General features: G+C 34.6%; 9 protein-coding genes. 1 reads left to right on the forward strand and 8 read right to left on the reverse strand.

Translation table 11 applies throughout. The features are described from left to right. Positions 1 to 28: 28 nt before the first annotated feature. Complete coding sequence (locus tag AB3G34_RS04125) at positions 29 to 1,333, forward strand: M28 family peptidase (protein WP_369753540.1); 1,305 nt, start codon at positions 29 to 31, stop codon at positions 1,331 to 1,333. A gap of 242 nt (positions 1,334 to 1,575) precedes the next feature. Here the strand turns inward: AB3G34_RS04125 and AB3G34_RS04130 are convergent, their stop codons facing one another. The 8 genes from AB3G34_RS04130 to AB3G34_RS04165 form a co-directional block, all read right to left on the reverse strand. Next, on the reverse strand, positions 1,576 to 2,124 hold the full coding sequence (locus AB3G34_RS04130) for an acyl-CoA thioesterase (RefSeq protein WP_367768890.1): 549 nt from the start codon (positions 2,122 to 2,124) through the stop codon (positions 1,576 to 1,578). A gap of 196 nt (positions 2,125 to 2,320) precedes the next feature. Further along, positions 2,321 to 3,763, reverse strand: a complete 1,443-nt coding sequence (locus AB3G34_RS04135) for a rubredoxin (RefSeq protein ID WP_369753541.1) — start codon at positions 3,761 to 3,763, stop codon at positions 2,321 to 2,323. A gap of 59 nt (positions 3,764 to 3,822) precedes the next feature. Further along, positions 3,823 to 7,335 carry a molybdopterin-dependent oxidoreductase gene (locus AB3G34_RS04140; RefSeq protein ID WP_369753542.1) on the reverse strand — a complete coding sequence of 1,171 codons (3,513 nt, stop codon included), beginning with the start codon at positions 7,333 to 7,335 and terminating at the stop codon, positions 3,823 to 3,825. Positions 7,336 to 7,697: 362 nt separating this feature from the next. Further along, the gene (locus AB3G34_RS04145; RefSeq protein WP_369753543.1) at positions 7,698 to 8,519 is read right to left on the reverse strand and encodes an ABC transporter ATP-binding protein; all 822 of its coding nucleotides are present in this window, start codon (positions 8,517 to 8,519) and stop codon (positions 7,698 to 7,700) included. A 38-nt stretch (positions 8,520 to 8,557) separates the two neighbouring features. Next, positions 8,558 to 9,397 carry an ABC transporter ATP-binding protein gene (locus AB3G34_RS04150; RefSeq protein ID WP_367752314.1) on the reverse strand — a complete coding sequence of 280 codons (840 nt, stop codon included), beginning with the start codon at positions 9,395 to 9,397 and terminating at the stop codon, positions 8,558 to 8,560. 129 nt (positions 9,398 to 9,526) lie between these two features. Then, complete coding sequence (locus AB3G34_RS04155) at positions 9,527 to 10,615, reverse strand: ABC transporter permease (protein ID WP_367768905.1); 1,089 nt, start codon at positions 10,613 to 10,615, stop codon at positions 9,527 to 9,529. A gap of 171 nt (positions 10,616 to 10,786) precedes the next feature. Then, positions 10,787 to 12,160, reverse strand: coding sequence for a CmpA/NrtA family ABC transporter substrate-binding protein (locus tag AB3G34_RS04160; protein WP_367752318.1), 1,374 nt, complete (start codon positions 12,158 to 12,160; stop codon positions 10,787 to 10,789). A gap of 27 nt (positions 12,161 to 12,187) precedes the next feature. Next, positions 12,188 to 13,447 carry an alginate export family protein gene (locus AB3G34_RS04165; RefSeq protein ID WP_367768908.1) on the reverse strand — a complete coding sequence of 420 codons (1,260 nt, stop codon included), beginning with the start codon at positions 13,445 to 13,447 and terminating at the stop codon, positions 12,188 to 12,190. Between the last annotated feature and the right edge of the window lie 222 nt (positions 13,448 to 13,669).

The following is a 13,669-nucleotide window of genomic DNA, read 5'->3' on the forward strand; positions in this document are numbered from 1 at the left end:
GAATCGTTTATTATTTAAAATTAGAGATATGAAAAGAATTGTTTTAAGCGGACTAGTACTTTGTTCTGGTTTGATGGTGCAGGCGCAGTCTATCGATAAAATCATTTGCACGGATAAAGTGACTGAGATTGAAAAAGTACTTTCGGCAGATGATATGCAAGGGCGTAGAGCTTTTACACCTGGGATTGATAAGGCATCGGCCTATATTGAGTCTCAATTCAAGAAAATAGGGCTACAAACCTTTAATGGAGCCAAGGATTACAGACAGGAATTTACAATGACGGAGTCTAAAAGGAAAAGTCTGGAAGTAACGATTGATGATAAAGCGATTGATGCGGGGTCGATGATTTCATTTTCGTACCAACCTCAGGTTTCCTTGACAGAGGCGAGTCCTGTTACTGTGGTAAGCATTGGTTCTGGAGATAATTTTGGACCTAAGTTTTATGAGTATTACCGAAGCGATAAAAATTTATTGGTTTTAGTTGATGCGTCGTTTAAAGCCAAACTTCAAAATATGCAACATATTGGTCAAATGGCTGCTAAACCAGGGAAGAATACGGTAGTATTTGTTTTTGGACCTACAACTGCTACACGTTTCAAAATTGAAGCAACCAATACTATTACTACTAAAAAACTGAACAATGTAGTGGGGATGTTGAAAGGAAAAACGAAACCAAATGAATATGTAATATTTTCAGGTCATTACGATCATCTAGGTGTGGGCTCGCCAGAAGAAGGAGTGCCACATGATGCCACAGATTCTATCTACAATGGAGCCAATGATGATGCGGCAGGAACAACTGCGGTGATTGTGCTTGCTGAATATTTCAAGAAAATAAATAATAATGATCGTTCTATCATTTTTTCGACTTTTGTAGCAGAAGAATTGGGAGGTTATGGAGCTAAATATTTTTCGGAACAAATGAATCCAGAGCAAGTAATGGCCATGTTCAATATTGAAATGATTGGTACCGATTCTAAATGGGGGGAAAACTCGGCTTACATCACTGGATTTGATAAAACGAATATGGGTGAAATTTTGCAGAAAAACTTAGAAGGATCACAATTTAAATTCCATCCAGATCCCTACCCAGAACAACAATTATTCTATAGATCTGACAATGCTACGCTGGCAAGACAAGGAGTTCCGGCGCATACAATTTCGACATCAAAAATGGATAACGAACCTAATTATCATAAAGCGAGTGATGAGATAGGAACATTAGACATGGACAACATGACCGAAATTATTAAAGCAATCGCAATTAGTTCGTCATCTATTATCAGCGGAAAAGACACGCCAACGAGAGTGGATACTACGAAGTTGAAATAAGTGATTTTTTAAGTTATAGAAAAAGTTTTACTACTTTAAAATACTTTTTTTTGAACCATTTAGAGATTAAGAAAATTAAGGATAGACACTTAATGAGCCTTAATCTCTAAATGGTTTTTTTAGTTTTATTATTTAGAGGTTGGTTGTAAATAAATTTAACCATTAAGGTATTTAGGAGATTAAGGATAGCAACTTAATAAACGGTAATTTCTAAAGGGTGTATAATATTTCACAAAAATGGACTAATTGAATTCGACTTGTACTTTATATTTATTAGAACTTACAATAGATTCTATAGATCCAAATGAGGCAATACTTTGATGTTCTTCTCTTTCTTTTCTCATAGAAATTTGCTTTAACGCATTTTGAAACCGACTTACTTCTTTTAAAGTAGTCAGTATAAGTCCTGGAACAGCGGCATTTTTACCAGCAATGTCTTTAGAAACCATCGTGAAATAAGAGGAATTACAATGATTGACAGTTCCTGTTTGAATATTTTCCGACTCTACTCGGATGCCCACAATCATAGAACTGTTTCCCACATAGTTCACACTGGCTTTCATAGTAACTAATTCGCCTACTTCAATAGGTTTCAAGAAATTCACCGTATCCACAGAGGCCGTTACACAATAATTTCCGCAAAATTTAGACCCACATGCAAAGGCAATCTGGTCCATAAGTGACAAAATATAACCACCATGAATTTTTCCGCTAAAGTTGGTGTGGGAAGGCAGCATTAACTCGGATATAGTGATGTGCGACGAGCTTACCGTTTTGAAAGTAGTATTCATATTGTAATGATTTATAATAAAAAGAGATTTTGAACGGCCAAAAATAGATAATTTTTTTGAAGTAAAAGCAGGCAATTAAATTTCAAGTTTTTTAACCATTAAGAGATTAAGAATCTTTAGTATTGAGTCTTAATGAGTCTTACTTTCTTAATGGTTTTTATTGCAAAATTTAATCAAGAATGTTATTTAAATTGAATTAAATCGCATCCAGTTTTTCAAGATTTAACGTGATAAAATTGGATTTTGGTTCTTCACATAAAGAACAACAATAATTCACAGGTAAATCCTTAAATAAAGTTCCTTTTTCAATGCCTTGTTCTATATCTCCGTATTCGGCATTATAAACCGTTAAGCATTCTTTACATTGATGTACATCGAGTTCTTTTTTTTCTTTTTTGACTGCTGTTGCCGTATCAATTTCAGACACAGAGTTGCCTAACTCTTCAAAATATTTCCTACTTAATTCTATCAAAATCGTAGGCAATTCCAGTTTGTCTACATCTTGTGCATGAACAATATACGTGCGACTATTAGGATCAAAATTTTTGGCGTAAAGCACATTATACGTATCTCTGATTTTTATGGAAGCTAGATCTTTAGGCATCTCATTTTTTTCTACGACAATAGAAGTGAAGTAATGACCCTCTCGGTTGTAATCGGAGATTCCAAAAGTAAGTCCATACGTACTAATATCAAATTGATCTAAAGTACGAACTAAGAACGTTTTTAGATTCAACGCCCAATCCATCGCTACTGGTAAATGCCAGTTGAGTTCTAATAACGAATGACGGACATTGATTCCTTTCTTTCCTAAGAATTTTTCCCAGTCTAATTTGCGGTCTTTTGGGATTCCTTTTACCACAAATGATTTCCAAGGTGTAATACATATTTTTCCTATTTTACAGTCAAAACACAAATCGCACATTTCTTTTAAGAACTCTAAATCGTATAAGTTGTTTCTCCAATACAAACCCAACCAATATTGATCTATACCCAATCGATTCATTCCTTCATAGTAAGGAAACGGATAAAAGGGTATGTTTAAAGGTTTGTCAATGGTTCTATTATTGGTATCCAAAGCTTCACTCACCAAACTAAAAATCATGTCAATTCCGCAAGATTCTTCGCTTACAATGCGTTCTATTTCATAATAAAATTTTGAAATATCCCAGCTGTAAATTAATACTGGATACACTTCCATGCGCTCCCAATTGGGCAAGCGAATGTATAGAAACCAGTAATCTTCATGCTCTGAAGCTATAAAGTTAATATGTCCTGTAAACAAAGGAACCAACTGCTGTTTAGGGTCGGTAATGTTCACTTTTAATACAGGATGTTCTTTGAATTGTTCTAATATATAAAGGAATTTGTTTCCTGTAAGCCAATTTGTATTTCTAAAAATATCGGTAGAGACATAAGAAGAAACAATGTTATTCCCGCTTTTTTGATCTGGAAAAATAACTTGATGTCCTTCTTTTGTATCCGTATATAAATTATTAAATCCTTTTGGAAAAATAATATCTTGTCTGGATCCAAAAGAAAAATCTTTGAGCCCTTGTTCCAAGCCCATATTTACAATGTTTCGTAATTCACCAGGTGAAATAACGCCTCCTTTTACTATTAATCTCGTTAGTTCCATAATTTTATAGTTTCAAGTTTACCGTTTCAAGTTTATGTCTATATAATTGAAACAAAAAACTATTTTATTTTTGATAATATTTCCTTTACTTCTGTTTTACAACTTCCGCAGCCTAAACCAGCTCCGGTACTTCTACATAATTCTGTAAAATTAGTAGTTCCACTTTTTATGGCTTCTTCAATATTGCCACTTCCTACTTGACTGCAAGAACAAACGAGTTTTCCTAAAACAGGCTTTGCATTGGAGCTTCCTCGCAATAAGGAGTTTCTCTTGTCGGATAATTCGATTTTGCTTTCAATCATGCTTTTGAACTCGGCAAATTCATTTTTATCGCCCATCAAAATAGCGCCTACTAATAAATCATTTTTAACGATGCATTTTTTATAGTAGCGTTGTTTCAAGTCGGCAAAAACAATTTCTTCATAGGAATCATCATTTTCGGGGATTTCGATTTCACCAATACTACAAAGATTGATGTCTTCTAGTTTTAAGATATTCATTAAAACAGAACCTTTATAAAAACTGCTAATATCTCCAGCTAAATAATTGGCTAAAATATCAGCTTGTTCTTCTGCCGCTGAGGTAATTCCGAACAAACGATTGTTGAATTCGGCTATTTCACCAATGGCATAGATATCAGGATTAGACGATTGCAAGTACTGATTTACTTTTACACCGCGTCCGCAATTAATCCCAGATTCTTTGGCTATTTCAATATTTGGGATAGTTCCAATAGTATATACGATAGCATTTGCGGTAAGAATTCGTCCACTTTTTAAAGCGATTTCAATTTCATTTTCATTATCAGTTTCAAATACGGTACTCACTTCATTATCAAAATAGATTTGTATGTCTCTAATTTGCACTTCTTCGGCTAATAATTTACTGGAAATACGATCCAGTTGGCGTTCCATTAAACGGGATGCTCTTTGGATAATAGTAATCTTGACTTTTTTATGTTTCAGTGCAGCGGCTAATTCTAAACCTAATAAACCACCTCCTACAATCACTACGTGTTGCTCTTCGGGAGCTAATTTAGTATTGTCTAGATAGTTTTTCAGTCGGTCTGCATCTTCTTTTTTTCTTATGGTAAAGCGGCCAGGTAAATGCAATTGTGCGTTTTCTGGAATAAAAGGGCGACTTCCTGTGGCTAGTATTAAATTGTCAAAAGTATGTGTGATGCCTTGGCTATCCACCACTGTTTTATCAGAAGTATTAATAGCATTTATCCCAACGCCAGACTTCATCGTGATATTCAATTTGCCTAAAGCGTCATCTTTTATTTTTAATAATTTATCCCAAGACAACTCAGCAGTGACATATTCAGGTAATAAAACACGGTTGTAAAACGGGTTAATTTCATTAGAGAATATTATTATTTCATCAGTAGTGTTGATTTCTCTATAATTCTGTATGAATCGAAAGGCAGCTGCTCCAGCGCCAATAATAGCAATTTTTTGGAACGGTTTAATGTATTTAGCTACGGATACCGTGGTATATTTAAAATCAGGCTCTTTAGAAATGGGATCAACAAGAGTATTCGTTAAATTATTGGTACGATTCAAATCGTTTTCTAATTGTTTTCCCCAATGCATCGGTAAAAACACCACGGTTTCTTTAATGCTGTCCGTCACTTTTGCTTTTACGCGTACAGCACCATTTTTACTGGTAACCATAACGATATCTCCATTTTTAATGGACGCTTTAAAAGCATCAATAGGATTTATTTCTAGAAAAGGACTCGGAATATGCGTCATTAAGCGCGACACTTTTCCTGTCTTGGTCATTGTATGCCATTGATCTCTTACACGTCCTGTTGTAAGTATAAAGGGGAACTGGTCATTGGGTTGCTCTGACGTATTTTCAATAGCTGTTGGGAGATTGAAAATTGCTTTTTGCGAAGGCGTAAAGAATTTTTTATCAGTAAATAGGCGAGGGGTTCCAGGATGTCCATAATCAGGAACGGGCCATTGAAAAGTACCTTCGTTTTTTAATCGGTTGTAATTTAAATAAGAAATATCAATATTAGTGTTTTTTGTCATTTGACAATATTCCTTGTATACTTCTTCGGTATTATTGAAATTGAAGCCATTGAAATTCATTTTTTTAGCAAAACGAAGTAGGATGTCAATATCTGATAAAGCTTCACCAGGTGCATTAATTCCTTTTGGTAAGTAAGAAATTCGTCGCTCCGAGTTGGTCATAGTCCCTTCTTTTTCTAGCCAAGCTGCTGCTGGTAAAAGTAAGTCGGCATGTTTAGCCGTATCTGCATTGTGTGATATTTCTTGAACGACTACAAATTTGGCTTTCGCCAAAGCTTTCTCTACTCTTCGAGAATCAGGTAAACTCACCAAAGGATTGGTGCAAATTACCCAGATGGCTTTCATTTTTCCAGATTCAAGCGCTTCAAACATTTCGGTTGCCGTAAATCCTGGTTTTTCGGATATGGAGTCTACTCCCCAAAAATCAGCTACTTCTTGTCGGTGCACAGGATTTGCTAAATCTTTATGAACTGCTAATAAATTAGCCATTCCACCTACTTCACGACCTCCCATAGCATTGGGCTGGCCCGTTAATGAAAAGGGACCAGACCCAGGTTTTCCTACATGACCGGTTAACAGTGAAATATTCAATAAGGCAGTGTTTTTATCGACTCCAATCGCGCTTTGATTCAATCCCATGGCCCAAAGCGAAAGAAATCCTTCTGCTTTACCTATTAAATCAGCTGCTAGTTTAATATCACTAACAGAAATTCCACAAAGTTTAGATGCTTTTTCTAATGAGGTAGATAAAACAAGCGCTCTGTATGCTAGGTAATTTTCGGTATTGTTTTTTATAAAATCAGCATCCGTATAGCCTCTTTCTATAATGCATTTAGCTAAGGCATGGTATAAAATAATATCAGATCCTGGAATAATTTGAAGATGTAGATCGGCAGTTGCTGCAGTATCTGTTCTTCTTGGGTCTATAACAATTATTTTTACCTTAGGATTTTTCTCTTTATGTTGTTCAAGTCTTCTAAAAAGGATAGGGTGACACCAAGCTGGATTAGCACCTGTGATTAAAAAAGTATCCGCCAGTTCAATATCGTCATAGGCGATAGGAACGGAGTCTTCTCCAAATGTTTTTTTGTATCCCACAACTGCTGAGCTCATGCACAAGCGGGAGTTAGTATCTATATTATTGGTTTTTAGAAATCCTTTTACCAATTTATTTACTAAGTAATATTCTTCAGTAAGGCATTGCCCAGAGATGTAAAAACCAACACTATCTGGACCGTGTTTTTTTATTATGGAAGAAAAAACCGCTGCCGCACGATCCATCGCCGCATCCCAACTCACTCTTTCCATGGGATGGGATTTACTCCATCGCATTTCTGGGTACAGGATTCTATCCGAAGTATCATTGGCTACATAATGCAAGTTCATCCCCTTAGAACAAAGCATTCCTCTATTTACAGGATGATTTTCATCTCCACGAACGGTTACGCCATTTTTAGAATCATTGGTTACAATAATCCCACAGCCTACACCACAATACGAACAAGTTGTTTTAATTTCTGGATTTTGCATTTGTAATCTTCTGTATTAAATAGTAAAACTGTCGAAGAAATAGAATATTCGATTCTGAGATCTTTATAACAAAAGTAAGTATTAATACGTAATAATACGTAATTTTAAATTTGTTTTTTCTAAGTTTTATCAATTTAGAGAATCAGATGCTTCTGAAACTTGAATTTATTGTAAAAAGCGGGGTTTAATTATAACATTAATAAATTTTGTTTTGAAACAAAAAAAGATTGAAGCATTTTAGACTTCAATCTTTTAAGGTTTAATTTTATGAATTCTATTTTTTTTAGCCGCAGATTAAAATCATTTCACAGATTTTCTATTTGTGAAAATTTTGTCTGGGTTACTTATTGGAACTAGTTGTTTTAATGTTCTAAGAAATTAATTAGATGTTCACGGTTGTCATAATAGGTGGGATGTTCTAATATGGCTTTTCTATTTCGAGGTCTTTCATAGGTAATGTCTAGAATATCTCCTATTTGTGCTTTAGGTCCTGAGGTCATCATAATCACTCTGTCTGCCAAGAAAATGGACTCATCGACATCATGGGTAATCATTATTCCAGTTGTTTTTTCTTTGTTTAATACCTCTAACAATACATCTTGAAGTTCCCCTCTAGTTAAAGAATCAAGCATTCCGAAAGGTTCATCTAAAAGTAAAATTTGCGGTTTTAAAGCCAATGCTCTTGCAATTCCAACTCTTTGCTTCATTCCTTGCGATAGGTCTTTTGCTTTTTTGTCAAAGGAGCCATCGAGACCTACTTTACTTAGGTAATATTTACAAATGTCTAAGCGTTGTTTTTTGGTTGCATTTGCAAAAACTTTTTCTACACCTAGTAAAACATTTTCTAGGGCACTCATCCAGGGCAATAAACTAGGAGATTGAAAGATTACTCCTCTATCTGGTCCAGGACCTGTAATTGGGGAGCCATTTAATATAATTTGGCCTCCTGATATTGGATTTAAACCTGCAATCATAGAAAGCAATGTTGTTTTTCCGCAACCAGAGTGCCCAATTATAGAAACAAATTCACCTTCTTTAATTTTTAAATTTAGATTCTCCAATACTACAAAATCACCATTTGGAGTAGGATAAATTTTGGTTAAATTAGATAACTCCAACATGTATTTTTCAAATCCCAATGGATCACGATTTATTATATCTTTTTCTAATATGGACTCTTTCATGGTATCTATCTCTTTAAATTTTAATTATATAATGAATTCTAGTTGAATTTCATTGGTACTAAATCAGGCAATTCGTAGTGCGTAATTTCTAGTCCTGCCGTTCTTTCCTGTCCAATTTCCATCAGATATTCAATAATACCATTTCTTAATTTTTTAAAACTGTCTAAATGGTTCAAGGCAATTTTATTGCGAGGTCGCTCAATTTCAATTTCAAATTGGGGTCCTAGAGTGGCTTTTGGACCTGGACGTAAAGGTATCACGCGATCAGCCATGAAAACGCCTTCATCCACATCATTGGTTATTAGCAAAGCGGTACGTTTGTCCTCACTCCAGATAGAAAGTATTTCTTCTTGCAGGTTCCCTCTTGTCAACGCATCCAATGCTCCCAAAGGTTCATCCATTAAAATTAATTCTGGTTTCATAGCTAATGTTCGGGCTACCGCTACACGTTGACGCATACCGCCTGAAAGTTCTTTTGGTTTTTTGTGTGAAGCATGAGAAAGATGTACTTTTTCAATAAAATTATTGACATGATCCTCTATTTCTTTTTTAGTCCAGTCTTTAAAAACGGATTTTACCGCCATTTCAATATTATCATACACAGTAAGCCAAGGCAGTAAAGAATAATTTTGAAAGATAATTCCACGTTCGTGACTGGTTCCTTGGATTGGTTTGCCTTTGAATAATATTTCACCTGAATCCGGTTCTATTAATCCTGCGATTAGATTGACTAAAGTGGTTTTTCCACTTCCTGTAAATCCTACAATAGCCACAAATTCTCCTTCTTCTATTTTTAAGTTGATGTTTGATAATACTTCGGTTTTGTTTTTTCCTTCACCATACGATTTACAAACATTTTTTAGTTCTAAATATGCCATGATTTTTTTGTTTAAAAGAGTTTAAAGTTTTAAAAGTCGATTATAGAAAGTCAATTTGGTTTATTTTAAATGTCATTATTCTCAAAAGTAGGACTTTATGACTTTCGACTTTATGACCTTAAAACTTCCTCAATCCGTAAACGTTAGTAATTTTTGAAAAATCATCATTACACGATCCAGCATGAATCCTATTATTCCTATTACAAACATGGCTACAATAATTTTAGAATTAGAATCACTAGAACCATTTTGGAATTCTTCCCAAACAAAAGATCCTAAACCTGGACTTTGGGCTAACAATTCGATTGCAATTAATACCATCCAAGCCACAGAAAGAGTAATTCTCAATCCAGTAAAAATCATTGGGAAAGAGGAGGGAAGGATTATTTTAAAAACCTTGCTAAAGGTTCCTAATTGCAACACTTTAGCTACGTTAATATAATCTTTATCTACAGATGAAACTCCAACGCTGGTATTAACAAGAGTGGCCCACATAGAACACAGTCCTACACTTATAAAGGAAATCACAAATGATTTTTCGATATCAACATTGGTCAAAAGTGTTTTTATAATCATGGATACTAATAATAGCCAAACAACAGGAGATACTGGTTTGAATATTTGAACAATCCAGTTGAAAGAAGTTCTTAGTGTTGTACTTAGTCCTAATACAATACCTGTAGGAACGGCAATAATTATAGAGAGTAAGAAACCGGCAAAAACGGTTTTTAAACTCGTCATTATTTGATCTACAAATGAAGGACGGCCAGTGTACACAATTTCAATTTGGCCTTTGGCTTTACGATCGGCATTTATAGCTTCGTATTTGTCTATAAATTCTTGTTTTTTGGCGGTCATTATTTTATGATCATCCCATAATTTTCCTAAGGCAGTATAAACCATAGCAGGAGAAGGCAAGGAATTAGGTCTGCAGCTTATGTCTCCAGATGCGATACAAGCTTCTAGTTTTTTGGCGGCTTCTGGTCCTTGGTCTTTAAGTGCTTTTTCAATTTTTATTTCGGACTCAACATTATTTAAATAATTAGAAAAGGATTGCCATAAAAGGATAAATAATACTACTGATAAAATAGGGAAGAGGATTCTTTTGAATGCATCTTTTCCATTTTTTTTCAAATCTTCTCCAGTTAGTAATCTAATGAGAGGTTCTAAGTAACCCAGTCCAATAAATTGTACAGTTTTTATTATTTTAGTCTTCATGTTTCTTTTTTTATATATTTAAAATTGGTTGTAAGGATTATCATTAGTTTTGATTTTGAACTAATTATCTTCTAAGTAAGAAACCATTCTAAGGTAATGTTGTATTTTTTAGTTTTTAAATAAGTAGTTGAGGATGAAACTACAACACCCCCAACTACATCATTTTATGAATTAGTTTTTATTACCAATTTTTAAGCTTTTAATGTATTCCAATGGCATTTTACCATCGTATTTTACACCGTCAATAAAGTCAGTTGTTGCTGGTTTGTAACCATCAGTTGTTGGAATATCTTCGGCAACTAAATTTCCTTCTTTCAATAAAAGTTGTGCTGCTTTGGTCCAAATTTCAGGCTTGTAAACCTCTTTGATTTTTGATGCATACCATTCAGCTGGTTTTGATTCTGTAATTTGTCCCCAACGTCTCATTTGAGTCATGAACCAAATTCCATCAGAATAGTAAGGATACGTTGCATTGTCTTTAAAGAATACATTGAAATCAGCTGCATCGCGTTTGTCTCCTTTTTCGTATTCAAATGTTCCAGTCATTGAGTTTTTTAATACATTCTCATCGGCACCTACATAAGCAGGGCTAGATAAAATTTTAACTGCTTCCAATCTATTTTTTGGATCGTCTAACCATTTTCCTGCTCTAATCAAAGCTTTAGTGATCGCAATAGCAGTATTTGGGTTTTTGTCGATAAAAGCTTGAGTCATAACAAATACTTTTTCTGGGTGGTTTTTCCAAATGTCACGGCTTGTGATAACTGGTACTCCAATTCCTTTGCTTACCGCTTGTTGATTCCAAGGTTCCCCAACACAATATCCATTGATTGTTCCTGCTTCTAGTGTAGCTGGCATTTGCGGAGGAGGAGTAACTGATAATAATACATCAGCATTGATCATTCCTTGTGCATTGTCTTTTGTGTATTGTCCAGGGTTAATTCCTCCTGCAGCTAACCAGTAACGCAGTTGGTAGTTATGTGTTGATACCGGGAATACCATACCCATTTTAAATGGTTTATTAGCATTTTTGTATTCTTTAATAACTGGTAATAAGGCACTAGCACTAATAGGGTGAATGGGTTTTCCATCTTTCATAGGCAATCCTGGTTTCATTTTTGACCAAACATCGTTAGAAACAGTGATAGCATTACCATTTAAATCCATAGAGAAAGTAGTCACTAATTTCGCTTGTCTTCCAAAACCTACTGCAGCAGCTATAGGTTGTCCTGCTAGCATATGAGATCCGTCAATTTGTTCGTCAATTACACGGTCTAAAACATTTTTCCAGTTGGATTGTGCTTCTAAGGTTACAAATAAACCTTCGTCTTCAAAGAAGCCTTTTTCTTTGGCTATAGCCAAAGGAGCCATATCAGTTAGTTTTATAAATCCTAAAGTTACCTGTGGTTTCTCCAGCGTTAATTTTTCGGTTTTTGAAGTAGAGGCAACTTCAGTCGTAGCCTCTTTCTTTTCTTCTTTTTTACAGCTCAAAACGCTCAAAGAGGCAATGGCTAGTACTGATAATCTAAAAACTAATTTTTTCATGTTATACTTTTTTAAAATAGTTGATTATTATTTTTTTGTTGAAAATATTTGTGGGTTGATGTTGATCATTACCCAAGCCCAATTGTTTGTTTTGCTCGCGTCTCCAGTTTTTAAAGTCTCTAATGTTGAAGAACCGAACATTTGTGAATATCCTGCAACAGCCATGATGTCTTTGTGAATTTTATATCCTGCAGTTAGGTCTACTTCAGTACCTAGGTAAGAGTCTTTTTCAACTCCTGCAGCGATTACTTTATTTGGAGCATAAAAAACGTGCGGTGTCAAGGAGAACTTTACTTTTTTGATTCCAAAATCCAGTTTTAAATAAGCATCTTGTAATCCAACACTGTTTTTGTGATTTCCTACGTAGAAATAATCCATAAATCCGTTGAAAGCATGGTTGGTACCAAATAGGGGAGTAAATGATTTTATTTTGGTATCAGTATCGTTTTGATCTTTTCCAGAAAGGAATTCATATCCTACTGTAGCTTTGAATTTTTCGCTTACAGTATACCCTAAATTTGCTCCTGCATCAAAAGCACTTAAATCAGTACCACTACTTTTACCAGATTGTCCGTAAAGGCTTAAGTCAGCGTCCCATTTCTTACCTTTATACGTCAAGTAAGTACCGTATGTTTGAATGTAATCCGTTTTTAAATCGGTAGGTGTTTTCAGGTATTGGTACCCCGCATTTAATAATAAGAAGCTCGCATTTATTTTTTTAATAGCAGTGTGGTACCAAGCATATTGCATTTCCTTGTAGTTCGTGCCATAGGCTGTTGTAGGTGCGATTAGGTTTTCGGCGGAGGCATTATGAGCAAAACCCAAATCCAATTGATTTTTGGCACTTTTATAAGTTAGTAATGCTGCATCATGACTTTGACCTTGTTGAATCCAATCGATTCCACCCATGATACGTTGATTGTCATAATTTAATACTTGACGACCTAGGCGTGCGCTCCATTTATCATCAAAGTTATATTCAGCATACGCTTCAAAAACGGCTACTCCATTTTTATCTGCAGTAGTTGTAGTAGCTGCATCTCCCCAAGTGCGGATATTTTGTAAAGACAGTTTTAATTTTAATTTATCTTGTTTAAAGTTTAGGTTTAAACGAGAACGTTGTGATATAAATGATGTTGGACTATCTCCTGCTTTCAATAAGCTTTTAAATCCATTTCTATATTCATAACGTGGTCTAAGTTGTATGTTGGCATCGAAGTCTTGTGCATACGAAGCGGTACTGATAACCCCTATAAATGACAAGCATATTGTTTTAAGTAATTTCATAGTTAATAGTTTTAGTTAATGTTTGGTTTTCGTTTTACTTATTTACTTAGCAAATATACGTACGTAGTTTTACTTATTTATTGAAGTTTTTACAATGAATTTTAGCTTTTTTAACCATAATTTAACGGCTATTCTGCTTATTAAAACAGGTGAAAACACATATTTTCAACATAATGTACTATTATATAATATGTTACAAAAGTAAGTAGTGTGTTATATTGG

The organism is Flavobacterium sp. WC2409, from assembly GCF_041200085.1.
Classification (GTDB): domain Bacteria; phylum Bacteroidota; class Bacteroidia; order Flavobacteriales; family Flavobacteriaceae; genus Flavobacterium.